Here is a 24,549-nt window from a genome sequence, read left to right on the forward strand (position 1 = left end):
CGTTTCGTCTCTGTACAGATCACAGCTTTCCGTGCTCGCGGGATAGCGAACTGTCGCGATGATCAGGCACGACGAAGCCCGACCGTCAAGGGCGGCGGCCGGGCCGGAGGAAAGCCACAGGCGGGCTACACGCGGGCGTGAAGCGGTCCTTCCCTAAAACGAGAAAACCCTTGACCGCTATACGCGGAGCAGAAGGGGCGACCGCCCCGGAGGGGCCCGCCCGCGGTGCCCGTCCCGGAACCGCCGTCAGCGACTCCGGGAGGCGACCGCGACCGCGCCCGGCGGACGCGCGGGAGGGCTCCCCGGCGGCCGGGCCCGCTACGCCCCCGGCAGCTCGCGCAGCATGCACGTGAGCCGGGAGGTGCACACCTTCCGCCCCCCGTCGTCGGTGATGGTGATGTCCCACGTGGCCAGCGTCCGGCCCAGGTGCACGGGCGTGGCCACACCGGTCACGTGCCCCTCGGTGGCCGAGCGGTGGTGCGTGGCGTTGATCTCGACGCCGACCGCGACCTTGCCGAACCGGGAGGCGTGGGCCGTGGCGCCGATCGACCCCAGGGTCTCGGCCAGCACGCACGACGCGCCGCCGTGCAGCAGCCCGAACGGCTGGACGTTGCCCTCCACCGGCATCCGGCCCACCACGCGCTCGGCGGACGCCTCCGTCACCTCGATGCCCATGCGCTCGCCCAGACCGCCCGCGAGCGCGCCCGTGTCGAGCATCCGCCGCATCGCCTCGGAGTCCGTCGTCATGTGCCCTCCGCCTCCTCGGAACCCCGCCGCGGCCGGGCCCGGGCCGCGCCGGACCGGGGGCGGAGTCCACGCCGTCGTGTCACTGCCCTCGCGGTATGGCCGCGAAGTGTCTCCGTCGCATCCTAGGATTCGTCTGTGGTGACCAAGCGAGAGACCCCCGACCAGACAACCCGGAGCGGCGACGGCGGCAGGCGCCCCCGGCTCCTCCTCCTGGACGGCCACTCGATGGCCTTCCGCGCGTTCTTCGCGCTCCCGGTGGACAAGTTCGGCACGAGTACCGGCCAGTCGACCAACGCCGTGTACGGCTTCGCGTCGATGCTGGTCAAGCTGCTGCGCGACGAGGAGCCCACCCACGTCGCGGTGGCCTGGGACCTGTCCGGCCCCACCTTCCGGCACGAGGAGTACGCCGAGTACAAGGACGGCCGTTCCGACACCCCGCCGGAGTTCCCCTCCCAGGTGCCGCTCACCCAGGACCTGATGCGGCTGATCGGCGTCGCCAACCTGTCCGCCCCCGGGTTCGAGGCCGACGACGTCATCGCCACCCTGGCCCACCAGGGCGGCGAGGCCGGTATGGAGGTGCTCATCGCCTCCGGCGACCGCGACGCCTTCCAGCTGGTCACCGACTCCTGCACGGTCCTGTACCCGGGCAAGAGCCTGTCGGACCTGCGGCGGATGGACCCCGCGGCGGTCGAGGACAAGTACGGGGTCACCCCCGAGCGCTACCGCGACCTGGCCGCGCTGGTGGGGGAGAAGGCCGACAACCTGCCCGGCGTGCCGGGCGTGGGCCCCAAGACCGCCGCCAAGTGGATCACCAAGTACGGGTCCCTGGACGAGCTGGTCGCCCACGCCGACGAGCTCACCGGCAAGGCGGGGCAGAGCTTCCGCGACCACCTGGACGACGTCCTGCGCAACCAGCGGCTCAACCGGCTGGCCACGGACGTGGAGCTGGACGCGGAGGTCACCGCCCTGGCCCTGGGCGAGGCCGACCGCACCGGGATCGACGCGCTCTTCGACAACCTGGAGTTCGCCTCCAACCTGCGCGAGCGCCTCTACGCCGTCGTCCGCCTGCCCGAGGACGGCTCCGGGGAGAAGGGGACCGAGGCGGTCGAGGGCTTCCGCGTCGAACTGACCGTGGCCGGGACCGGCGAGCTGGCCCCCTGGCTGGCCGCGCACGCCGCCCCCGACGACGCGGCCTCCGACACCCTCACGCCCACCGCCCCCGCCGGACTGGCCCTGGACGGCTCCTGGGGACAGGGCACCGGCCGGGTGGACGCGCTGGCGATCAGCGTGCCCTCCGGCGACGCCGTGTTCGTCGACCCCACCGCCCTGGACCCCGCCGACACCGAGGCGCTGGCGGACTTCCTGGCCGACCCCCGCCGCCCCAAGGCCGTGCACGAGTACAAGGGCGCCCTGCTGGCCCTGGGCGCGCACGGGTGGGAGCTGGGCGGGGTGGTCAGCGACACCGCCCTGGCCGCCTACCTGGTCCAGCCGGGACAGCGCCGCTTCGACCTGGCCGACCTGTGCCGCAAGTACCTGGGCCGGGAGCTGGAGGAGGACTCCTCCGGCGACCAGCTCACCCTGGACCTGGGCGGCGAGGACGGAGAGGGCTCGGGCCGCCAGCACCTGCTGGCCGTGCGCGCGAGCGCCACCCGCGACCTGGCCGGGGTGCTCGCCGCCGAACTCGACAAGCGCGGCGGCACACACCTGCTGCACGAGGTCGAGCTGCCGCTGGTGGACGTGCTGGCGCGCCTGGAGCGCGCGGGGATCGCCGCGGACCGCCCCTACCTGGAGGAGCTCCAGGGCGAGTTCGCCGCGGCGGGCCGGGTCGCGGTGGAGCGCGCGCACGAGATCGTGGGCCGCGAGTTCAACCTCGGCTCGCCCAAGCAGCTCCAGCAGGTGCTGTTCGAGGACCTGGGCCTGCCCAGGACCAAGAAGATCAAGACGGGCTACACCACCGACGCCGACGCGCTGGCGTGGCTGGCCTCCCAGACCGACAACGAGCTGCCCGCGGTCCTGCTCCACCACCGCGACCAGACCAAGCTGCGCACCACGGTCGAGGGGCTGATCAAGACCGTCGCCGACGACGGCCGCATCCACACCACCTTCAACCAGACGGTGGCGGCGACCGGGCGCCTGAGCTCCACCGACCCCAACCTCCAGAACATCCCCGTGCGCACCGACGTGGGGCGGCGCATCCGCCGCGCGTTCGTCGTGGGGGAGGGCTACGAGGAGCTGCTCACCGCCGACTACAGCCAGATCGAGCTGCGCATCATGGCGCACCTGTCGGGCGAGCAGGCGCTGATCGACGCCTTCAACAGCGGCTACGACTTCCACGCGCAGATGGCCGCGCAGATCTTCGACGTCGAGGTCGAGCGGGTGGACGGCGAGGCGCGGTCCAGGATCAAGGCCATGAGCTACGGCCTGGCCTACGGGCTGAGCGCCTACGGCCTGTCCCAGCAGCTGGGCATCACGCCGGAGGAGTCCAAGCGCCTCATGGAGGACTACTTCGCCGAGTTCGGCGGGGTGCGCGACTACCTCAACGCCGTGGTCGAGGAGGCCCGCCGGGTCGGCTACACCGAGACCATCCTGGGGCGGCGCCGCTACCTGCCCGACCTGACCAGCGACAACCGCCAGCGCAGGGAGATGGCCGAGCGGATGGCGCTCAACGCGCCGATCCAGGGGTCGGCCGCCGACATCATCAAGGTGGCCATGCTCCGGGTGGACGCGGCCCTCACCGAGGGCGGGCTCGCCTCGCGGGTCCTGCTCCAGGTGCACGACGAACTCGTGGTGGAGGTCGCCCCCGGCGAGCGCGCGGAGGTCGAAAACATCGTGGCGCGCGAGATGAGCTCCGCCTATGATCTGCGTGTGCCGCTGGCCGTCTCGGTCGGCAGCGGCCAGAACTGGCACGACGCCGCGCACTGAACAGGGGCCGCGCGCGGCCCGCGCACGACGAGAGGGTGGGGGACGGTGACGACACGGAGCACGGCCGAGGAGGGGCTGAGCGCGGGTCCGGTCACCGTCCCCGCCGACGCCCTCACTTGGCGCTTCTCACGCTCCTCGGGGCCCGGCGGCCAGCACGTCAACACCTCCGACACCCGGGTGTCGCTGTCGTTGGACGTGGCGGCCTGCCCCGGCCTTGGCGGCACGCGGCGCCAGCGCGCGCTGGAGCGGCTCCGGGGGCGCCTGGTCGGGGACGTGCTCACGGTCACGGTGCAGACCCACCGCTCGCAGGCGCGCAACCGGGCCGAGGCCCGGGAGCGGATGGCCGCCCTGCTGGAGGAGGCGATCGCGCCGCCAGCCCGCGAGCGCCGCGCGACCCGTCCGAGCCGCAGGGCCAAGCAGCGCCGCCTGGACGCCAAGAAGCAACGGAGCGCCATCAAGCGGTCACGCTCCAAACCTCCTACGGACTGACCGTAACCGGCCCTTCGCACTTTTTCCTCCGGGGGTTCGCTCCGGTGCCGCCGGCCGCCGGCGCGGCCGTCCCAGGGGGACGAAACCCCCGTTCGGACGTGGGGCTACCCCCCAGTTGATCTTGACCGCCATGCTCGGGTAAATTGCCGCCATTGCGACCTACGCCGGGTTGGCTGCCCCGGGTTCCGATTGACCAGGACGCCCTTGTCTCATATTCTGGCGGGAGCGTTGTGGGTTCCTGCGTGCGTCCGCTGTCTCCGGTGAGGGTCGGCGCGACCGCGCCGCTCCGGTCGACACCCTGCACCCGGCGATTGGTGTCCAGGCGGTTCATCGCCGCCTCGGCTCCGCTCCTCGGACGACGGATCGACGGGTTCGAACCCGCGATGTGACCATCTTTCTGAATCTGTCCGTATCCGGAGTCCACCCACACATGACGAGCAGCACCGAGGCCACCTCGACACCCCAGGTAGCGGTCAACGACATCGGGTCCGAGGAAGCCTTCCTCGCGGCGATCGACGAGACCATCAAGTACTTCAACGACGGTGACATTGTCGAGGGCACCATCGTGAAGGTCGATCGAGACGAGGTCTTGCTCGACATCGGCTACAAGACCGAGGGTGTGATTCCCTCACGGGAACTCTCGATCAAGCACGACGTCGACCCCGGCGAGGTTGTTGCCGTCGGTGACCAGGTCGAGGCCCTCGTCCTCCAGAAGGAGGACAAGGAAGGCCGCCTGATCCTGTCCAAGAAGCGCGCCCAGTACGAGCGCGCCTGGGGCACGATCGAGAAGATCAAGGAGGAGGACGGCGTCGTCACCGGCACCGTCATCGAGGTCGTCAAGGGCGGCCTCATCCTCGACATCGGTCTGCGCGGCTTCCTGCCCGCCTCCCTGGTCGAGATGCGCCGCGTGCGCGACCTGCAGCCCTACGTCGGCCGCGAGCTCGAGGCGAAGATCATCGAGCTGGACAAGAACCGCAACAACGTGGTCCTGTCCCGCCGCGCCTGGCTGGAGCAGACCCAGTCCGAGGTCCGCCAGACCTTCCTCAACACCCTCCAGAAGGGCCAGATCCGCAAGGGTGTGGTCTCCTCGATCGTCAACTTCGGTGCGTTCGTGGACCTGGGCGGCGTCGACGGCCTGGTGCACGTCTCCGAGCTGTCCTGGAAGCACATCGACCACCCGAGCGAGGTCGTCGAGGTCGGCCAGGAGGTCACCGTCGAGGTTCTCGACGTGGACATGGAGCGCGAGCGCGTCTCCCTGTCGCTCAAGGCGACCCAGGAAGACCCGTGGCAGCAGTTCGCCCGGACCCACCAGATCGGCCAGGTCGTTCCCGGCAAGGTCACCAAGCTGGTTCCGTTCGGTGCGTTCGTGCGCGTCGAGGAGGGCATCGAGGGCCTGGTCCACATCTCCGAGCTGGCCGAGCGCCACGTCGAGGTGCCCGAGCAGGTCGTCCAGGTCGGCACCGAGATCTTCGTCAAGATCATCGACATCGACCTCGACCGCCGCCGCATCAGCCTCTCGCTGAAGCAGGCCAACGAGAGCGTCTCGCCGGACCAGGTGGACTTCGACCCCACCCTCTACGGCATGGCCGCGGAGTACGACGAGCAGGGCAACTACAAGTACCCCGAGGGCTTCGACGCGGACAGCGGCGAGTGGCTCGAGGGCTTCGAGGCCCAGCGCGACGAGTGGGAGCGCAGCTACGCCGAGGCCCAGGCCCGGTTCGAGGCGCACCGCAAGCAGGTCGAGGAGGCGCGCGCGGCCGAGGCCGACGCCGCCAACGCTCCTGCCCCGGCGGAGGAGGACGACTACACCGGCGGCGGACAGAGCAGCAGCTCGTCCGGCTCGGAGTCCTCCAGCGGCGCCCTGGCCTCCGACGAGGCCCTGGCCGCCCTGCGCGAGAAGCTCGCGGGTGGCGAGGCCTAAACAGCCTCCGAGGACACGCTGAGAAGCTGTTCGGGCCGTCCCCTCTCCGGAGGGGGCGGCCCTTCGCCGTGCCCGGCCCCGGCCGGGTTTCGCGGCACCGGCGGGGCCGGGGGCTAGGCTCGTGGCGTGCCCCCCGACGGAGGGCCCCTCAGGAGGAGACGTGTTCGACATCCACCCGGCCGCCCCCGCCGACGCGGGCGAGGTCTTCACCCTCCAGCGCGCGGCGTTCGTCGACGAGGCCCAAGCCTTCGGCGACCCGTTCGTGCTGGCCCTCACCGAGAGCCTGGAGAGGGTGGAAAGACTTCTGGGGCAGGAGGACACCCTCATGCTCAAGGCGGTCGCCGGAACCCGCCTGGTCGGCTCGGTGCGGGCTCGGGTGATGGGCACCAGCGCGGTGGTCTCCCGCCTGGCGGTCGTGCCCGACCTGCGCCGCCGGGGGATCGCGCGGGCGCTCCTCGCCGACCTGGAGGGCCGCCTACGCGAGCGCCACCCCGACCTGGCCGCGCTCACCCTGTCCGCGGGGGCCCAGGACACCGGCCAGCAGCGGCTCTACCGCGGCCTGGGGTACGCCGAGACCTCCCGCGAGCGCGTCGCCGAGCACCTGGTCATGGTGCACATGCGCAAGGAGCTCACCCCGGCGGGAGCGCGCGCGGACGGCGCCGCCCGGGCGGCGCGGTAGACGGGGGCGCCATGACGCGGACGCGGGCGGCCGTCTAGGGTTGCCGACATGCTCAAAGTGGGACTCACCGGCGGGATCGGCTCGGGCAAGAGCGCGGTCGCGGCCGAACTGGCCGCCTACGGCGCCACCGTGGTCGACGCCGACGCTATCGCCCGGGAGGTCGTCGAGCCCGGCACGCCGGGCCTGGAGGCCGTCGTCGCCGAGTTCGGCGATCGGGTGCTCACCCCCGACGGGCGGCTGGACCGGCCCCGGCTCGGGGAGATCGTCTTCGCCGACGAGGCCAGCCTGACCAGGCTCAACGCCATCGTGCACCCCCTGGTGGGCGAGCGCAGCGCCCAGCTCATGGAGGAGGCCGTGGCCTCCGGCGTGGAGGTGGTGGTCTACGACGTTCCGCTGCTGGTGGAGAACGGCCTGGGGCCGCTCTACGACCTGGTGGTCGTGGTGGACGCCCCCGACGCGGTGCGGGTGGAGCGGGTCACGGCCAACCGCGGCATGCCGCGCGAGCAGGTGGAGGCCCGCATCCGCGCGCAGGCCGACCGGGACACCCGCCTGGCCGCCGCCGACCTGGTGGTGGACAACTCCGGCACCCGCGAGGAGCTGACGGAGCGGGTGGCCGAACTCTGGCGCGAACTCCTCAGGCGGGCGCGGTAGCGGTCCCCTCCCCGCCCACCCCGCCTACGCCGAGGGCCGCGACGCCCCAGCAGGTCAGCGCGGCCGCCAGGTACAGCAGCGCCGTCGCGACGTCGCCCGGGTGCAGGAGCAGGACCGGGGCCAGCTGCCAGACCAGGTACACCACGACGTCGCGCAGGAACGGCAGCAATCCGACACAGGCCACGGCCGCCACCACGGCGTAGGCCGCGGCCTCGCCCCAGGACATCCACTCCCCCCGCCGCAGCCTGGCCCGCACGACCAGGACGCCGACCGCGGTCCAGCCCAGGACCAGCAGCAGGTGGAACGCGTCGTACCAGGTCAGTGCGAGGGCCGCGCCGCCCAGGAACAGGAGGCCGACCAGGGCCGTCACCACCCGGGACCGGGGACGCGCCCTGCCGGGGCGGCGGACCGCCTCCCGCAGGCCCGCGGCGGAGGGGTCCGGAGCCCACAACCCGGCGCCGGGGCGGTCGAGTTCGGCCGCCCGCCCCAGGAACTCCCTCTCCAGCCGCTCCGACGTACGGCGGGACCTCCACAGTTCGACCGAGGGGACCGTTCCCGTCCCGGACTCCGCCAGCAGCCTCCAGCGCCGGTGCGCCGCGACCGCCCTGTGCGCCGCGAGACCGAGCCGGAGCGGGCGGCGGATGTCCCCCTCCGACAGCTCCGGCCACCTGGGGGCTCCCCGGCGCGGGGAACCGCGCCGGTGCCGCAGGTTCACGCGTACGAACGCCGCCCACTCCTCCCGCCGCGCGAGGGCGACCGCCTCGGCGGTCCCGCTGTCGGGCCCCAGCACGCGGTGGGCCTCGACGACGCGGTCGGTCGCCTCCTGGAGGTCGATCAGGAGGCGGTGCTCGGGCCAGGGCTCCGCCGACCGGCCCGGGCCGCCGCTCACGTGCGGCAGCAGGTAGTCCACTCCGTGGACGAGCGTGCCGTCCCCCTGCCGGGCGGGGCCGAGGCGGGCGGTGGCCAACAGCACGAGGGCGGTGACGGCGAACAGCAGGGCGGCGGCGGTGTTCGGCACCGCCCCGGGCATGAGGAACGCGAGCGCCCGCGCCAGGAGGGGGTTCAGCAGCGGCGGTTCGACGGTGACGGGGCTGGACACCGCGGCCAGGAGGACGAACTGCCGGGTACTGAACTCCGGGTACCTGTACCCCAGGCCCGTGAACAGGTAGACCCACCCGCCGATGCCCAGGAGCAGGGTCGCCACCGCTCCGACGAGGGGTTCGCCGGAGAACAGGAGCAGCACGGCGGCGCCGGCGCAGACCGCGGCCAGCCAGGAGTGCAGGGGATCGCGCGGGGACGGCCCCCGCGCCGTTCGGCCGGCGGGGCCGCCGCGGGGGGCGGCCGTGTGCGCGGGCAGGTGCTCCGCGAGTTCGAGGGGCAGGTCGGGGCGCAGGGTGGCGCGGGCGTGCATGGGGCCTCGTGTGGGGGAGCGGAGTTCGGCCGGGTGGAGGAGAAGGCTAACCCGCGGGTACCCGTCCGGAAGCGGAGGGGCCGCGCGTGGACGCCTCCCCCCGGGCCGTCACCTACCGCGTGCACCGTCTCCGCCACCGCCCCCTCCTCCGGTCACTCCCGTCCGCGGTCGCGGTGCAGGACCTCGGACAGGGACGACCCGGCGGACACGGCCTCGCGCACCAGCTCCTCGCGGACCGAGCGCGCGGCCTCCACGCTGAGCAGGCTGTCGTCGATCTCCTGCGGGCGCACCCGCTCCCGCGCGGAGAACAGCGCCAGGTCGGCGTAGTCCCCGGCGCGGTCGGCGATCTCCTGGCACTGCTCCCACTCGCGGTGCGCGGTCACCGCCGCGTGCACCCGGTCGCCGTAACCGGTCAGCACCCCGACCCGTTCGCCGAGTGCCTTGGTGGCGCGGGCCACCGCCTCCTCCTGCGGCTGAAGGGCCCGGGTGACCTGCTCGGACACGGCCTCGCGCCTGCGCACCAGCAGTTCCCTGCGCAGGGAGCGCAGCCGCAGCAGCTCCTGGGACAGCTTCCACTCCTCCTCGCGCAGCAGCGGCAGGGTCTGGGCGGCGTCGAAGGAGTCGCCGAGCACCCGCACGCCCTCCTCCACCCGGTCGGTGGCCTGCTGGAGCGCGGCGAACAGGTGGGCCTCGGGCTCCTCGGTACGGGAGGCGTAGCCGTGGGTGCGGCCGAAGTCCTGGGGCAGCACGTACCGGTCGGCGTGCTCCGAGGCCAGACGGGCGACCATGCCGGGCCGCAGGATGGCCCCGGCGCCGCCCGCGGCGGCGGTCAGGTAGAGGGCAGCGGTCGCGGGGTCGCCGGGGACGGAGGCGCCGACCGGCCCGAGCGCCTGGTCGAGCAGCATCCGGGCGCCCAGGACGCCCACGGTGGAGGCGGGCAGCGCCCAGAAGGCGTGCATGACCAGGTCGGCCCAGTCGTCGGTGAAGGAGCCCCTGAGCGAGGCCAGGCCGAGGACGGCCGCGGTCGTCCCCACGCAGAGCAGCGCCACCAGGACGGCTACCGCGGCCGGGGAGAGCAGGGCGACGGCGGCCAGGGAGGTGCACCCCGCCGCCGTGATCGCGGCGCCCTGGCGCCAGGTGGGCCCGCGCCGCGGACGGGCCGCGGCCGGGAGCAGTTTCTCGGGATGGGCCCTCATGCGCGCGACCGCGCGTGGGGGGAGGTCCGGGTCGAAGGTCGGTCTGGAGGGGTGTGACACGGCTGCCACCTCGCTTCGGACGCAGAGCGCTGGTCTCGATGGTAACTCCGCGCCCTCGGCCGGGAAGGGATGTCCTAGGGGCTCTGTAGCGTTAGGGGTGAGGGACACGCGGGCAGCGGGGGCGGCCCGCCTTCGACGGGAGAAGAGGCGACGTGCGACCGGTCAGCGACATCAAACGCAGCGAGGCGCCCTTCGAGGTGATCTCGGAGATGACCCCGGCGGGGGACCAGCCGGGCGCGATCGCCGAGATCAGCAGGAGGGTGCGGGACGGGGAGCCGCACACGGTGCTGCTCGGCGCGACCGGCACCGGCAAGACGGCGACCGTGGCGTGGACGGTGGAGCAGCTCCAGCGGCCCACCCTGGTGATGCAGCCCAACAAGACCCTGGCGGCGCAGTTCGCCAACGAGCTGCGCCAGATGCTGCCCAACAACGCCGTCGAGTACTTCGTGTCGTACTACGACTACTACCAGCCCGAGGCCTACGTCCCGCAGAGCGACACCTTCATCGAGAAGGACTCCTCCATCAACGACGAGGTCGAGCGGCTGCGCCACTCGGCCACCAACTCGCTGCTCACGCGCCGGGACACGATCGTGGTCGCCTCGGTCTCGTGCATCTACGGTCTGGGCACCCCGCAGGAGTACGTGGACCGGATGGCGCAGCTGGCGGTGGGCATGGAGGTCGACCGCGACGACCTGCTGCGCCGCCTGGTGGAGATGCAGTACTCCCGCAACGACACCGCGTTCACGCGCGGCACGTTCCGGGTGCGGGGCGACACCATCGAGATCATCCCGGTCTACGAGGAGCTGGCGATCCGCATCGAGATGTTCGGTGACGAGGTCGAGCGCCTGCTGACCCTGCACCCGCTCACCGGCGAGGTGCTGGGCGAGAGCCGGGAGATGTTCATCTTCCCCGCCTCGCACTACGTGGCCGGCGAGGAGCGCACCGAGCGCGCGATCGCCACCATCGAGGCGGAACTGGGCGAGCGGCTGGCCGAACTGGAGGCCCAGGGCAAGCTGCTGGAGGCGCAGCGCCTGCGCATGCGCACCACCCACGACCTGGAGATGATGCGCCAGCTGGGCACCTGCTCGGGCATCGAGAACTACTCGCGGCACTTCGACGGCCGTGAGCCGGGCAGCCCGCCCAACACGCTCCTGGACTACTTCCCCGAGGACTTCCTGCTGGTGCTGGACGAGTCCCACGTGACCGTCCCGCAGATCGGCGCGATGTACGAGGGCGACGCCGCGCGCAAGCGCACCCTGGTCGAGCACGGGTTCCGGCTCCCCTCGGCGCTGGACAACCGGCCGCTGAAGTGGGAGGAGTTCACCGAGCGCATCGGGCAGAGCGTCTACCTGTCGGCGACGCCGGGCCGCTACGAGCTGCGCCAGGGCGGCGGCGAGGTGGTCGAGCAGGTCATCCGCCCCACCGGGCTGGTGGACCCCGAGGTGCTGGTCAAGCCGACCGACGGGCAGATCGACGACCTGGTCCACGAGATCCGGGTGCGCGCCGAGCGCGACGAGCGGGTGCTGGTCACCACGCTCACCAAGAAGATGTCCGAGGACCTCACCGACTACTTCACCGAACTCGGTATCCGGGTGCGCTACCTGCACAGCGAGGTGGACACGCTGCGCCGCGTGGAGCTGCTGCGCGAGCTGCGGGTGGGCGAGTTCGACGTGCTGGTGGGCATCAACCTGCTGCGCGAGGGCCTGGACCTGCCCGAGGTGTCGCTGGTGGCGATCCTGGACGCGGACAAGGAGGGCTTCCTGCGCTCGGAGACCTCGCTGATCCAGACGATCGGGCGCGCGGCGCGCAACGTCGCGGGCCAGGTGCACATGTACGCCGACAACGTCACCGACTCCATGCGGGCGGCCATCGACGAGACCAATCGCCGCCGGGACAAGCAGCTGGCCTACAACGCCGAGCACGGGATCGACCCCACGCCGCTGCGCAAGCAGATCGCCGACATCCTGGACACGCTCAACCGCGAGGACGTGGACACCGAGGAGCTCATGGCCACCGGGTACCGCAGCTCGGGGGGCAGGGGCGGCCGGGCGCCGGTGCCCGCGCTGGGCGAGCGTTCGGCGGACGTGTCCGCCATGCCGCGCGCGGAGCTGGCCGGGCTCATCGAGCAGCTGAGCGAGCAGATGCACCAGGCGGCCACCGACCTCCAGTTCGAGCTGGCGGCCCGCTTGCGCGACGAGATCGGCGAACTCAAACGTGAGCTCCGCGGCATGGACGCGGCCGGGGTGAAGTGACGCGAGTGCCTGTGGATTAGCGTTTCCAGCTCTGGGAACACGGGGATCGGGACAGCGCTCACATCTCGAAACAGAAACTTTTTGAGAACGGTGAGGTCGCATAGTTACCTCCGCGTGACATACTCTTGGCTTCGCGCAAGCCGTATGTCGCAATTGCCGGTTATCCGGTTGTGGGGGAGAACATGAGAGTTCGGCTTCTCGTGGCCGCGGGTGGCGGCCTGCTGATCACCGGCCTCCTTCCCGGCTGTGGTCTGGCCTTCGGTCACGAGGACGTCGAGCCGCCCAACGGCGCCCCGGGCACCGAGGGCGCCTCCGACGGGGGCGAGCCCGACATGCCCAAGCACAACGTCAGCACCGAGGACGTGCTCATCGTCGTCGACGACGGCGCCGAGGTGAGCGAGGACTGCGGGGAGCGCGAGGTCGTCGTCACCGCGGACGACGCCGTCGTCGTGCTGCACGGAGACTGCGGGCTGGTGCGCGCCACCGGTCGCGGGTCCACCGTCGACGTGGGCTCGGCGGACAAGATCGTGCTGGTCGGCGTGGACAACAGGATCTCCTTCGCCTCCGGCGAGCCCGAGGTGATCAACCACGGGCGCAACACCACCGTGGCCGAGGGCGGCACCGCGCAGCGGTGATCCCGCGGGCGCCTCGGGCCGGGAGGCCCGCGCCGGGGATCCGTGTCGGGGCGTTGACCGCCCCGGCACCCGAGAGTGACCTTCGATCCGTTACGGTGGTGCGCGTCCGTGCGCGCGCGGGAAAGCGGCGCGGGACGCCGAGGCCGAGCGGGCGCGGCGACGCGCAGTGAATTCTTGGTTGCAGTTGGCTGTTTCGTCCTCCTGGTCGGTTCTGAGGCGGTACGGTCGTTTCGTTCCGCCTGCGGTGTGGCCTGTCCCGCCGGGGCGGCACGACGGCCCAGGGGCGGCGCACGCGCCCTGCCGGAGCCGTTCCGAGGGCGCGCGTTCGACGTGAGGACCCGCTAGGGGAGGGGTGGATGAGCGGTTATGTCGCACGGGTGCGGCATGATGAGTCGCCCGGGGGCGACGTCGGCCTGGACCCGTTGGTGAGTTCGGCCGCCCAGCGCTGGGCGGCCGTGGATTCGCTGTTGCCCGAACCGGTCAACTTCGCTCCGGGCTCCTATCCCCTCCTGACCGTCAGCGACGAGGACGGCCGTGCGGTCGCCGCCGGCACCATGCACTACACCTGGTACCAGCCGGGCGAGGTCGGCCGGATATGGGGCGTGCCCGACCAGCACTGGCTCACCCCCATCGTGGGCGGCCCCGACCCCGGCCGCGCCCTGGACTCGCTGCTGACCAGCTGGCGCGACCAGCTGGAGGACCTGCCGACCGGCACCGGCTCGGAGTCGGCGGCCCTGGTGAGCTGGCCCGCCCGCGACGTGTGCGGCATCATCCCGCTCCAGCGCCACGGTCTGCAGCCCTACACCGTGCTGGCCGCCCGCCAGCGCCGCCGCGGCGTGCCCCCGTCTCTGCCGCCGCGCGACGTGACCATCCGGCTGGCCGACCGCAGCGACCTGACCCAGGTGGTCGGTCTGCTGATGGAGGAGCACCGCTACGAGCAGCACTTCGGCGGGGTGTTCCTGCAGCCCGACACCGCCGAGCAGACCCGTGAGGTGGCCGCCCGGGCGCTGAACCGCTCCCGGTCCTGGATCTGGCTGGCCGAACGGCGCGGTCGCGCCGTGGGCCTGCTGTGGGTCTCCCCGCCCGAGCGTTCGCGCTGGGCCAAGTCGCTGGTCAACGCGCGCCCGATCGCGCACATCGGCTACGGCGTGGTGACCGCCGCGGAGCGCGGCAGCGGGATCGGCACGGCGCTGGTGGGTCAGGCGCACCAGGCGCTGGACAGCCACGGCGTGGGCGTGTCGGTGCTCAACTACGCGGCGATGAACCCGCTGTCGGGGCCGTTCTGGCACCGCATGGGGTACCGCCCGGTGTGGACGACCTGGGAGGTCCGTCCCGCGCTCGCCCTGCGCTGAGCCGGGCGGCGCGAAGCCGGGGGGCCGGGGTGGCCCCCCGGTATCCAGTAGACCGCGCTCCCCCCGTCCCGCGCCAGCGGCGTTGCGGTGCCTGTGGACGACGGGGGCGCGGCCCGGTGCGGGTCCGCCGGCGGGCGTTCCACTACCCTGTGCGCTGACGCAACGGCGCGTGGAAGGGGACGGACGATGGCTGCCAGCGACAGCGGGCCCGAGGGCGCGGAGCACGTCGAGATCGTCGAGGTGGGGCCGCGCGACGGCCTCCAGAACGAGGCGAGGACCCTGCCGGTCGAGGACCGCGTCGAGCTGATCGACCGCGCGGTGGCCGCCGGGGTGCGCCGGATCGAGGCGGTCAGCTTCGTCAACCCCAAGCGCGTCCCCCAGATGGCCGGGGCCGAGGAGGTCATGGCGGGCGTCACGCGCGCGCCGGGGGTCTCCCACATCGGGCTGGTCCTCAACCGGCGCGGCCTGGACCGCGCGGTGGCCGCGAAAGTGTCCGAGGTCAACGTCGCGGTGCCCGCCACCGACGGGTTCTGCGTCCGCAACCAGGGGTGCACCGTCGAGGAGATGCTCGGCACCCTGGCCGACATCGACGCCGCGCTGGAGGGCACGGGCATTCCGCTGAGCGTGACCGTCTCCACCGCGTTCGGCTGCCCCTTCGACGGCGAGGTGGCGCCCGAGCGCGTGGTGGAGGTGGTCCGGCGCATCGCCGACACCGGTGCGGTGGAGATCGCCCTGGCCGACACGATCGGCGTGGGCGTGCCCCGCCAGGTGACCGCACTCGTGGCCGCCGTCGGCGAGGTCGCGGACGGACGCGCGCTGCGCTGTCACTTCCACAACACCCGCAACACCGGTTACGCGAACGCGCTCGCGGCCGTGGACGCGGGCGTACGGGTGCTCGACTCCAGCCTGGGCGGCTTCGGCGGTTGCCCGTTCGCCCCCGCCGCCACCGGCAACATCGCCACCGAGGACCTGCTGTACGCGCTGCACCGCGGCGGCCTGCACACCGGGGTCAGCCTCTCCGGGGCCGCCGCCCTGGGCGGGTGGATGGGCGAGCGCCTGGGCAAGCAGCCGCCCGCCTACCTGGGCCGCGCCGGGGCGTTCCCGGCCTGAGGCTCCGGTGTGGTGTTCGTCGCCCGGCCCTCGCGGTCCAAGGCCCTGGACCTCGAAGTGCCCGAACGGTTTCCGCGCGCCGCCGCGCGCCCCGAACCGCTGCGGGCAAAGCGATCACGCTGGTGACGGGAGGGGACCCGGGGGTGTACGGCGGTGTCCCCGGGTGTGGACGTCCGGGGTGCCTGTTATCCTGGTGCCCCGTGGAGTCCGGCGGCCGGAGCGACGAACCAACCGCCCGCAACCGGACCGCCGCACGGCCGCTCAGCCCGATCCGAGCCCGCCGTAGCCACTCAACCCACGGGAGCACCACTTTGGCATCCGCCGCGAGTACCAAGCACCTTTTCGTTACCGGCGGCGTCGCCTCCAGTCTCGGTAAAGGCCTGACCGCTTCCAGCCTGGGACGACTCCTGAAGTCGCGCGGCCTGCGGGTCACCATGCAAAAGCTCGACCCCTACCTCAACGTCGACCCGGGGACGATGAACCCCTTCCAGCACGGCGAGGTCTTCGTCACCGACGACGGGGCCGAGACCGACCTGGACGTCGGCCACTACGAGCGCTTCCTGGACACCGAGCTGTCCGCCACGGCCAACGTCACCACCGGCCAGATCTACTCCAGCGTCATCGCCAAGGAGCGCCAGGGCGCCTACCTCGGCGACACCGTGCAGGTCATCCCGCACATCACCAACGAGATCAAGGCGCGCATCTACGCGATGGACGCCCCCGACGTCGACATCGTCATCACCGAGATCGGCGGCACGGTCGGCGACATCGAGTCGCAGCCCTTCCTGGAGGCGGTCCGCCAGATCCGCCACGAGATCGGCCGGGACAACTGCTTCTTCCTGCACGTGTCCCTCATCCCCTTCCTCGGCCCGTCCGGCGAGATGAAGACCAAGCCCACCCAGCACTCCGTGGCCGCCCTGCGCAGCATCGGCATCCAGCCCGACGCCATCGTGTGCCGCTCGGACCGCCCCATCACGCAGAGCCTGAAGTCCAAGATCAGCCTCATGTGCGACGTGGACGAGGCCGGGGTGGTCTCCACCCCCGACGCCCCCTCGATCTACGACATCCCCAAGGTCCTGCACCGCGAGGGCCTGGACGCCTACGTCGTGCGCCGCCTGGGCATGCCCTTCCGGGACGTGGACTGGACCGAGTGGGACGAGCTGCTGCGCCGCGTGCACCAGCCCGACCACGAGGTCACCATCGCCCTGGTCGGCAAGTACATCGACCTGCCCGACGCCTACCTGTCGGTCAGCGAGGCGCTGCGCGCGGGCGGTTTCGCCACCGACACCCGCGTCAACATCCGCTGGGTGGCCAGCGACAACTGCGCCAGCCCCTCCGGCGCCGCCTCCGAGCTGGACGGCGCGGACGGCATCCTCATCCCCGGCGGCTTCGGCGTGCGCGGCATCGAGGGCAAGATCGGCGCCATCCGCTACGCCCGTGAGAACGGTGTGCCGCTGCTGGGCATCTGCCTGGGCCTGCAGGCCGTCGTCATCGAGTACGCCCGCGACGTGCTCGGGCTGGAGGGCGCCAACAGCACCGAGTTCGACGACAAAGCCGCAGACCCGGTCATCGCCACCATGGCCGACCAGACCGACGTCGTCGCCGGGGAGCGCGACATGGGCGGCACCATGCGCCTGGGCATGTACCCGGCCGCGCTGGGCGAGGGCACCGTGGTGCGCGAGCTCTACGACGGCAGCGCCGAGGCCTCCGAGCGGCACCGCCACCGCTTCGAGGTCAACAACGCCTACCGCCCGAAGCTGGAGGAGGCGGGTCTGGTGTTCTCCGGGCTCTCCCCGGATGGCAAGCTGGTGGAGTACGTCGAACTGCCCCGGGACGCCCACCCGTTCTTCGTCGCGACGCAGGCGCACCCGGAGCTGCGCTCCCGCCCGACCAAGGCCAACCCGCTCTTCCGCGGTCTGGTCTCGGCGGCCCTGGAGTACCACAACTCCTGATCCGAGGGGCCGGGCGGGGCACGAGGCCTGAGAGGCGAGAACCCATGCCCAGTGACACCCACCCGGCCCTTCCCGCGGGGGCGGACGCGAAGGTCGCGGACGCCCCCGAGTCGTGGCCGGTGGAGCGGTCCGAGGAACGCTTCCGCAGCGTCAAGTGCGGCATGCGTACGGACTGGGTGCGCATGGTCGGCAGCGACGGCGAGGGCACGACCGTGGCCGCCCGCGACTACATGGAGCACCCCGGCGCCGCCGCGGCCCTGGCCCTGGACGCCGACGGCCGGGTGCTGCTCCAGCGCCAGTACCGCCACGCCACCCGGCACACCCTGTGGGAGCTGCCCGCCGGACTCATGGACGAGGAGGGCGAGGGGCCGCTGCGCACCGCCCAGCGCGAACTCGTCGAGGAGGCGGGGCTGCGCGCCGGGCTCTGGCACGAGCTGGCCGACTTCTTCCCCTCGCCCGGGTTCTCCGACGAGCGCATCCACGTGTACCTGGCCCGGGACCTGTCGGTGGTGCCGCCCGAGGAGATCGGCTTCGAACGCGAGCACGAGGAGGCCGACCTGGTCGCCGAGTGGGTGCCCCTGGAGGAGGCGGTCGCCCTGGTCATGGCGGGCAGGCTGCACAACGGCGCCACCGTCATCGGCGTCCTGGCCGCCCAGGCCGCCGCCGCGGACGGGTTCGCCTCCCTGCGCGAGCCCGCGGAGGACTGACCCGTGGCCGACCGGGCGGGCGGGGAGCAGGACCCGCTGGCGCGGGTGTGCGCCGCCTTCCTGGACCACCTCAGCGCGGAGCGCGCCCTGGCCGACAACACCCTCGCGGCCTACCGGCGCGACCTGCGGCGCTACCGCGCCTACCTGGCCGAGCACGGGGTCCTGTCGCCCGAGCGGGTGGGCCCCGCCCAGGTGGGCGGCTTCCTGCGGGCCCTGCGCGAGGGCGACGCCGACCACCCGCCGCTCGGCGCCGCCTCGGCCGGACGGGCCCTGGCCGCCGTGCGCGGCCTGCACCGGTTCGCGGCCCGGGAGGGCTGGACGAATGCCGACCCGGCCGCCGACGTCTCCCCGCCCGCGCCGCCGATGCGCCTGCCCAAGGCGGTGCCGCTGGCGGCGGTGGAGCGCCTCCTGGACGCCGCCGGACCGGTGGGGGCCCCGGCCTCCGGCGACCGCGCCGGGCTGCTGGCCCTGCGCGACCGGGCGCTGCTGGAGGTGCTCTACGGCACGGGCGCGCGCGTCTCCGAGGCGGTGGGGCTGGACGTGGACGACGTCGCCGACGCGGTGGAGGGCGACGACGCCGTGGGCCTGGTGCGCTTTCGCGGCAAGGGCGGCAGGGAGCGCGTGGTGCCGCTGGGCTCCCACGCCCGCCGCGCTCTCTCGGGCTACCTGGTGCGGGCCCGGCCGGGCCTGGCCGCCTCCGGTCGGGGCGGTCCGGCGCTGTTCCTCAACGCGCGCGGGGGCAGGCTCACCCGGCAGGGCGGCTGGGGGATCCTGGCGGCCGTGGCCGAGCGCGCCGGGGTCGAGGGCGTCTCACCGCACACCCTGCGCCACTCCTTCGCCACCCACCTGCTCGACGGCGGAGCCGACATCCGGGTCGTCCAGGAGCTGCTGGGACACAGTTCGGTCACCACCACGCAGATCTACACGCTGGTGACGGTCGAGCACCTGCGCGAGGTGTACGCGTCCAGCCACCCCCGGGCACGGCGCTGAGCGGGGACGCCGCCACGGGGTCCGCGCGCGGTGCGAAGCGGAACAACCCGGTTGGAGGCTCCGATTTCCCCCAGGGGCGCAGGCGTGGGATTCTACCCGTACGTTTTGTTGAAGTGCGTCGTGTCGGCGTTCTAGAGTCGCCGCGCGGAGGTACGTTGCTGTCGACATATTGAGTTTCCGACGGCGGTCAGGGACAGGGGCGCGCGGCATCCCTAGCCGTGGCCGATCCGTAGGGGAGGTCAAGGGTTGTGAACTGGGACAACGAGGCTGCGAACACCGCACCTGTCGGCGAGGGGGAGCTCGCCGACCCGGTGACCAACCCGTGGGGGACGACACGCAACACGGGGGCTAACCTGCACACCTCAAGACCCGAGCGAGCCTATCCGGAGCCCGGGCCCGTAGATGAACACGGCCCGGCACGGATTGTAGCACTCTGTAACCAGAAGGGTGGGGTCGGCAAGACCACCACGACGATCAACCTCGGCGCCGCCATCGCCGAGTACGGAAGACGGGTGCTGCTGGTCGACTTCGACCCGCAGGGCGCGCTCTCCGTCGGCCTGGGCCGCCTCGATCCGCGCGAGCTGGACCTGACCGTCTACAACCTGCTCATGCAGCGGGACGTGACGGTCGAGGACGTCCTGCTCAAGACCGACATCGACGGCCTGGACCTGATCCCGAGCAACATCGACCTGTCGGCCGCGGAGGTGCAGCTGGTCGGCGAGGTGGCGCGCGAGCAGATGCTCGGCCGCGCGCTGAGACCGGTCATCAACGACTACGACGTGGTCCTGATCGACTGCCAGCCCTCGCTGGGCCTGCTCACCGTCAACGCGCTCACCGCCGCGGACGGCGTCATCGTGCCGCTGGAGTGCGAGTTCTTCGCGCTGCGCGGTGTGGCACTGCTGATGGACACCATCCAGAAGGTCCAGGAGCGGCTCAACGAGGACCTGGTCATCGACGGCTTCCTGGGCACCATGTACGACCCGCGCACGCTCCACGCGCGCGAGGTGCTGTCCACGATCATCGACGGCTTCGGGGACAAGGTCTACGGCACGGTCATCAACCGCACCGTGCGCTTCCCCGACGCCACCGTGGCGGGCGAGCCCATCACCAGGTTCGACTCGTCCTCGGCCGGGGCCAACGCCTACCGGGAGCTGGCCAAGGAGGTGCTGGCGAGGTGGCCTCTCAGCGGTCACGGCGTGTGACCCTACCCGGGGCGGACGAACTGTTCTTCCGCCCCAGCGGCACCGAGGAGGTGCCGGAAGAGACCGAACGCCAGCACAAGGCACCGGAGCAGGGCAGCAAGGGCAGCAGGGGCGAGGCTCCGTCGCGCTCCAACGGCACCAACAGGGGCACGTCCGCCGTGCAGGCGGCACGCGCGCCCAAACCGAGCGGGCGCCAACGCCACGACGAGAAGATCACCGTCTACATCTCCGGGCCCGAACTGCTGGCACTGGAACAGACCCGGCTCTCGCTGCGCGCCGAGCACGGGCTGTCCGCCGACAGGGGCCGCCTCGTCCGCGAGGCCGTCGCCGTGCTGCTGGCGGACTTCGAGGAGCACGGACCGGCCAGCATGCTGGTACGCAGGCTGTCCGAGGACTGAGGGCACGCGCACCGGTACCGGAGGGGGTGCCGGTTCGATGACGGAGGTGCCACGGGTGTCACCGGCGGGTTCTGGCCGGTGACACCCTTGTCCCATGAGGAAGACGACGCGGGGCCGGTGCCATGGGGGCTGAGGGAACGTCGGCGGACACCGTCGCGGAGGTGGACGACAACGCCTTCCAGGTGCACCTCGACAACTTCGAGGGGCCCTTCGACCTGCTCCTCGGGCTGATCTCCAAGCACAAGCTGGACATCACCGAGGTGTCGCTGTCCAAGGTCACCGACGAGTTCATCGCGCACATCCGGGCGCACGGCGACGACTGGGACCTGGACCAGGCCAGCAACTTCCTGCTGGTCGCGGCGACCCTGCTGGACCTGAAGGCGGCGCGCCTGCTGCCGCGCGGCGACGTCGAGGACGAGGCCGACCTGGCCCTGCTGGAGGCCCGCGACCTGCTGTTCGCCCGGCTGCTCCAGTACCGCGCCTACAAGGAGGTCGCCTCCTTCATGCGGGCGCGGCTGGCCTCGCAGGGGCGCCGCTACGCGCGCGCCGTCCCGTTGGAGGAGCGCTTCGCGGGGCTGCGGCCGGACGTGCTGTTCAAGCTGGGCCCCCAGGAGTTCGCCGCCCTGGCGGGGATGGTCTTCACGCCCAAGGAGCCGCCCAGCGTCCCGGTCACCCACATCCACCAGGCCAAGACCTCGGTGAAGGAACAGGGCGAGCTGATGGTCGCGGAGCTGCGCGAGCACGGGCGGTTGACCTTCGCCCAGCTCACGGCCGCCTGCACCGGTACCTTCGAGGTCATCGCCCGCTTCCTCGCCCTGCTGGAGCTGTACCGGGCCGCCAACGTGGGCTTCGACCAGCCCGAACCCCTGGGGGAGCTGGTCGTCTCCTGGACCGGCGGCGAGGGCGAGGTCGAGCTGGAGAGCGAGTACGACGAGGCCGACGGCGCCGGGGACACCGGCGGCGGGAACGGGCCGGGGGAGACGGAGGAGCGCGGATGAGCGTCCGGGACACGGTGGGGGACCCGACGACGGAGGACCCGGCAGCGGGGGACGCGGCGGCCCGGGAGGCGGTCGGCGGGGAGGCCGCCGGGGACGGGGCCGAGGTGGGCGCGGAGGGCGCCCCGGCCACTCTGCGCCGCGACCTGGAGGCCGTGCTGATGGTCGTGGACCAGCCGGTGTCGGAGTACGACCTGGCGCGGGCCATGGACGTGCCCGTCACGGTGGTCGTCGGGGCGCTGGAGTCGCTGTCTCGGGAATACACCGAGCAGGGCCGGGGTTTCGACCTGAGAGCGGTGGCCGAGGGGTGGCGTGTGTACACGCGGCCCGAATGCGCCGACGTCGTCGAGCACTTCCTCCGGGAAGGGCAGGAGGTGCGGCTCACCCAGGCCGCGCTGGAGACGATGGCGGTCGTGGCCTACCGACAGCCGGTCTCCCGGGGCAGGGTCTCCGCCGTGCGCGGTGTCAACTGCGACGGGGTTATGCGTACCCTCGTACTGAGGGGCCTGATCGAAGAGGCCGGACACGACTCCGAGTCCGGTGCGCTGCTGTATCGGACCACCTCCTATTTCCTGGAACGGTTGGGCCTGCGAGGCCTCGACGAGCTGCCTGATCTGGCGCCGTTCCTCCCCGACGACATCGAAGGTCTAGACGACACCGGTGAGCACACCTAACAACAGTTCCCGCGGTGCGCGGGACGACGCCCCGCGCGGTGAGCGCGGCGACTACGACAAGCGCGGCGGACAGGGCCGCGGCGACAGCCGGGACCGCCGGGACGACCGTCCCCGCGGCGGTTACCGGGACGACCGCGGCCCCCGGGGCCGCGACGACCGCGGCGGGTTCCGGGGTGACCGGGACGATCGCGGCGGACGTGACTTCCGCGGCGGCCGCGACGGCCAGCGCGGTGAGGGCCGCTCCTTCGGCGGCGACCGTGACGGCCGCCGTTCCTTCTCCGGCGGTCGGGACGACCGTGGCGGGCGTGACTTCCGGGGCGGTCGTGATGACCGTGACCGTGGTGGCTTCCGCAACGACCGTGGCCCGGGTGGTGGCCGGGACGACCGTGATCGCGGTGGTTTCCGGGGTGACCGGGACAGCCGTGGTGGGCGTGACTTCCGTGGTGGCCGTGACGGCCAGCGCGGTGAGGGCCGCTCCTTCGGCGGCGGCCGCGACGACCGCCGTTCCTTCGGTGACCGTGACAACCGCGGCGGGCGTGACAGCCGCGGTCCCGGTGGCGGGCGCGACTTCCGTGACGGCGGGGACCGGCGTTCGTTCTCGGGCGGTCGGGACGACCGTGGCGGGCGTGACTTCCGGGGCGGTCGTGATGACCGTGACCGTGGTGGCTTCCGCAACGACCGTGGCCCGGGTGGTGGCCGGGACGACCGTGATCGCGGTGGTTTCCGGGGTGACCGGGACAGCCGTGGTGGGCGTGACTTCCGTGGTGGCCGTGACGGCCAGCGGGACGACCGCCGTTCCTTCGGCGACCGCGACAACCGAGGCTCGGGCGGTCGCTTCCAGGACCGTGACAGCCGTGGCGGGCGTGACAGCCGCGACGGCGGGGACCGCCGCTCCTTCTCGGGCGGCCGGGACGAGCGCGGCGGCCGTGACTTCCGTGACCGCGACAACCGTGGTCCGGGCGGACGCTCCTCCGACCGTGGCGGACGCGGCCCGGGTGGCGGTCGTGATGACCGCGACCGTGACCGCGACCGCGGTGGTTTCCGGGGTGACCGGGACAGCCGTGGCGGGCGCGACTTCCGTGGTGGCCGTGACGGCCAGCGCGGTGAGGGCCGCTCCTTCGGAGGCGGCCGCGACGACCGCCGTTCCTTCGGTGACCGCGACGACCGCGGCGGGCGTGACAACCGCGGTCCCGGTGGCGGACGCGACTTCCGCGACCGCGAGGACCGCGACGGCCGTCCAGGCGGCGACCGCTCCGGCGCCAAGCGCGTCACGAGCGAGAACCAGCTCTCCAAGGCGGCCCGCGAGCGGCTCAGCGCCCTGCGCGCCGACTACGACCCCAAGGACGAGGACCACGCCGACGAGGCGCGCGACACCTACACCGACGTCGAGAACGGCATCCGCCTCCAGAAGGCGCTCGCCGCGGCCGGGGTCGCCAGCCGCCGGGCCAGCGAGGAGATGATCGCGGCCGGACGCGTCAGCGTGGACGGCCAGGTCGTGCGCAGGTTCGGCGCCCGGGTCGACCCCGAGTCCTCCGAGATCCGCGTCGACGGCATGCGCGTGGTCACCGCCCCGGACAAGCTGTACTTCGCGCTCAACAAGCCGCGCGGCGTCGTCAGCACCATGTGGGACCCCGAGGGCCGTCCCACCCTGGCCGACTACACCGGTCAGACCGAGGAGCGGATCTTCCACGTCGGCCGGCTCGACACCGAGACCGAGGGCCTCATCCTGCTGACCAACGACGGCGAGCTGGCCAACCGGCTCACCCACCCGCGCTACAAGGTCGTCAAGACCTACATCGCCAAGGTGCCCGGCCCGGTCCCGCACCGCGTCGTGCGCGAGGTGCAGAAGGGCGTGGAGCTGGAGGACGGTCCGGTCGAGGTGGACTCCTTCCGCGTGGTCGACAACGAGCCGCCCAAGGCGCTCGTCGAGATCCGGCTGCACGAGGGTCGCAAGCACATCGTGCGCCGCCTGATGGAGGCCGTCGGCCACCCGGTCGCCGACCTCGCCCGCACCCAGGTCGGCCCGATCGACCTGAACGCCCTCAAACTGGGCACGATGCGGGCCCTCACCTCGCGTGAGGTGAGCGAACTCTACGAGGCCGCGGGCCTGTAGATACAGTTGACGGCGGTCGCCTGCCCGGACACCGGGCGGCGACCGCCGTTCCCCTTTCCCGGGCACGGCAGGCTGAACGAGGACGAGGCGGGA

The 24,549-nt window shown here is 72.5% G+C and carries 20 protein-coding genes; 17 read left to right on the top strand and 3 right to left on the bottom strand.

The window, feature by feature from the left end:
* Positions 1–318: 318 nt before the first annotated feature.
* Entirely contained in the window at positions 319–747 is a 429-nt protein-coding gene (locus tag EV372_RS19095) for a PaaI family thioesterase (RefSeq protein ID WP_019610208.1), read from the bottom strand.
* Positions 748–882: 135 nt separating this feature from the next.
* Here EV372_RS19095 and polA point away from each other — a divergent pair, with 135 nt between their 5' ends.
* The 5 genes from polA to coaE all read left to right on the top strand — a co-directional run bounded on the left by polA (position 883) and on the right by coaE (position 7,409).
* Entirely contained in the window at positions 883–3,669 is a 2,787-nt protein-coding gene (gene polA, locus EV372_RS19100; protein ID WP_130397084.1) for a DNA polymerase I, read from the top strand.
* Between the two features lie 45 nt (positions 3,670–3,714).
* Positions 3,715–4,158 (top strand): alternative ribosome rescue aminoacyl-tRNA hydrolase ArfB, encoded by a 444-nt coding sequence (arfB, locus tag EV372_RS19105; RefSeq protein WP_130397085.1) that lies wholly within the window; start codon positions 3,715–3,717, stop codon positions 4,156–4,158.
* Positions 4,159–4,588: 430 nt separating this feature from the next.
* Positions 4,589–6,079, top strand: a complete 1,491-nt coding sequence (gene rpsA / locus EV372_RS19110; protein ID WP_013152012.1) for a 30S ribosomal protein S1 — start codon at positions 4,589–4,591, stop codon at positions 6,077–6,079.
* A 160-nt stretch (positions 6,080–6,239) separates the two neighbouring features.
* Positions 6,240–6,758, top strand: coding sequence for a GNAT family N-acetyltransferase (locus EV372_RS19115; protein ID WP_013152013.1), 519 nt, complete (start codon positions 6,240–6,242; stop codon positions 6,756–6,758).
* Between the two features lie 48 nt (positions 6,759–6,806).
* Positions 6,807–7,409: a dephospho-CoA kinase gene (gene coaE / locus EV372_RS19120; protein WP_130397086.1), complete on the top strand. Its 603-nt coding sequence runs from the start codon at positions 6,807–6,809 to the stop codon at positions 7,407–7,409.
* Here coaE and EV372_RS19125 read toward each other — a convergent pair.
* On the bottom strand, positions 7,393–8,820 hold the full coding sequence (locus EV372_RS19125; protein ID WP_130397087.1) for a hypothetical protein: 1,428 nt from the start codon (positions 8,818–8,820) through the stop codon (positions 7,393–7,395). The genes coaE and EV372_RS19125 overlap by 17 nt on opposite strands.
* A 152-nt stretch (positions 8,821–8,972) precedes the next feature.
* Positions 8,973–10,016, bottom strand: a complete 1,044-nt coding sequence (locus EV372_RS19130) for a hypothetical protein (protein ID WP_130397088.1) — start codon at positions 10,014–10,016, stop codon at positions 8,973–8,975.
* A gap of 212 nt (positions 10,017–10,228) precedes the next feature.
* Here EV372_RS19130 and uvrB point away from each other — a divergent pair, with 212 nt between their 5' ends.
* The 12 genes from uvrB (at position 10,229) to EV372_RS19195 (ending at position 24,456) form a co-directional block, all read left to right on the top strand.
* Entirely contained in the window at positions 10,229–12,328 is a 2,100-nt protein-coding gene (uvrB, locus tag EV372_RS19135; RefSeq protein WP_013152016.1) for an excinuclease ABC subunit UvrB, read from the top strand.
* A 182-nt stretch (positions 12,329–12,510) separates the two neighbouring features.
* Complete coding sequence (locus tag EV372_RS19140; RefSeq protein ID WP_013152017.1) at positions 12,511–12,963, top strand: DUF3060 domain-containing protein; 453 nt, start codon at positions 12,511–12,513, stop codon at positions 12,961–12,963.
* A 356-nt stretch (positions 12,964–13,319) separates the two neighbouring features.
* Entirely contained in the window at positions 13,320–14,315 is a 996-nt protein-coding gene (locus tag EV372_RS19145; protein ID WP_013152018.1) for a GNAT family N-acetyltransferase, read from the top strand.
* Between the two features lie 186 nt (positions 14,316–14,501).
* On the top strand, positions 14,502–15,425 hold the full coding sequence (locus tag EV372_RS19150; RefSeq protein ID WP_130397089.1) for a hydroxymethylglutaryl-CoA lyase: 924 nt from the start codon (positions 14,502–14,504) through the stop codon (positions 15,423–15,425).
* 311 nt (positions 15,426–15,736) lie between these two features.
* A complete protein-coding gene (gene pyrG / locus EV372_RS19155; RefSeq protein WP_130397090.1) occupies positions 15,737–17,377 on the top strand; it encodes a CTP synthase in 1,641 nt (546 codons plus the stop codon).
* 44 nt (positions 17,378–17,421) lie between these two features.
* Complete coding sequence (locus EV372_RS19160; RefSeq protein WP_130397091.1) at positions 17,422–18,084, top strand: NUDIX domain-containing protein; 663 nt, start codon at positions 17,422–17,424, stop codon at positions 18,082–18,084.
* 3 nt (positions 18,085–18,087) lie between these two features.
* Positions 18,088–19,074: a site-specific tyrosine recombinase XerD gene (locus EV372_RS19165; protein ID WP_130397092.1), complete on the top strand. Its 987-nt coding sequence runs from the start codon at positions 18,088–18,090 to the stop codon at positions 19,072–19,074.
* A 248-nt stretch (positions 19,075–19,322) separates the two neighbouring features.
* Positions 19,323–20,276: a ParA family protein gene (locus EV372_RS19170; RefSeq protein ID WP_013152023.1), complete on the top strand. Its 954-nt coding sequence runs from the start codon at positions 19,323–19,325 to the stop codon at positions 20,274–20,276.
* On the top strand, positions 20,273–20,674 hold the full coding sequence (locus EV372_RS19175) for a hypothetical protein (RefSeq protein WP_130397093.1): 402 nt from the start codon (positions 20,273–20,275) through the stop codon (positions 20,672–20,674). Before EV372_RS19170 ends, EV372_RS19175 begins: the two co-directional genes overlap by 4 nt.
* Positions 20,675–20,796: 122 nt before the next feature.
* Positions 20,797–21,672, top strand: a complete 876-nt coding sequence (locus EV372_RS19180) for a segregation and condensation protein A (protein WP_130397094.1) — start codon at positions 20,797–20,799, stop codon at positions 21,670–21,672.
* Complete coding sequence (scpB, locus tag EV372_RS19190) at positions 21,669–22,343, top strand: SMC-Scp complex subunit ScpB (RefSeq protein WP_253797142.1); 675 nt, start codon at positions 21,669–21,671, stop codon at positions 22,341–22,343. The genes EV372_RS19180 and scpB overlap by 4 nt, the downstream gene beginning before the upstream one ends.
* Positions 22,330–24,456: a pseudouridine synthase gene (locus EV372_RS19195; RefSeq protein WP_130397095.1), complete on the top strand. Its 2,127-nt coding sequence runs from the start codon at positions 22,330–22,332 to the stop codon at positions 24,454–24,456. The genes scpB and EV372_RS19195 overlap by 14 nt, the downstream gene beginning before the upstream one ends.
* Positions 24,457–24,549: the final 93 nt, after the last annotated feature.

It is taken from the genome of Nocardiopsis sp. CNZ308 (assembly GCF_004217075.1).

What these genes read in the sequence shown, in the direction of transcription:
- EV372_RS19095 (WP_019610208.1), bottom strand. Translation starts at nt 747, where the DNA reads ATGACGACGGACTCCGAGGCGATGCGGCGGATGCTCGACACGGGCGCG.
- EV372_RS19180 (WP_130397094.1), top strand. Translation starts at nt 20,797, where the DNA reads ATGGGGGCTGAGGGAACGTCGGCGGACACCGTCGCGGAGGTGGACGAC.
- coaE (WP_130397086.1), top strand. Translation starts at nt 6,807, where the DNA reads ATGCTCAAAGTGGGACTCACCGGCGGGATCGGCTCGGGCAAGAGCGCG.
- rpsA (WP_013152012.1), top strand. Translation starts at nt 4,589, where the DNA reads ATGACGAGCAGCACCGAGGCCACCTCGACACCCCAGGTAGCGGTCAAC.
- EV372_RS19160 (WP_130397091.1), top strand. Translation starts at nt 17,422, where the DNA reads ATGCCCAGTGACACCCACCCGGCCCTTCCCGCGGGGGCGGACGCGAAG.
- EV372_RS19140 (WP_013152017.1), top strand. Translation starts at nt 12,511, where the DNA reads ATGAGAGTTCGGCTTCTCGTGGCCGCGGGTGGCGGCCTGCTGATCACC.
- scpB (WP_253797142.1), top strand. Translation starts at nt 21,669, where the DNA reads ATGAGCGTCCGGGACACGGTGGGGGACCCGACGACGGAGGACCCGGCA.
- EV372_RS19125 (WP_130397087.1), bottom strand. Translation starts at nt 8,820, where the DNA reads ATGCACGCCCGCGCCACCCTGCGCCCCGACCTGCCCCTCGAACTCGCG.
- EV372_RS19145 (WP_013152018.1), top strand. Translation starts at nt 13,320, where the DNA reads ATGAGCGGTTATGTCGCACGGGTGCGGCATGATGAGTCGCCCGGGGGC.
- EV372_RS19150 (WP_130397089.1), top strand. Translation starts at nt 14,502, where the DNA reads ATGGCTGCCAGCGACAGCGGGCCCGAGGGCGCGGAGCACGTCGAGATC.
- EV372_RS19130 (WP_130397088.1), bottom strand. Translation starts at nt 10,016, where the DNA reads ATGAGGGCCCATCCCGAGAAACTGCTCCCGGCCGCGGCCCGTCCGCGG.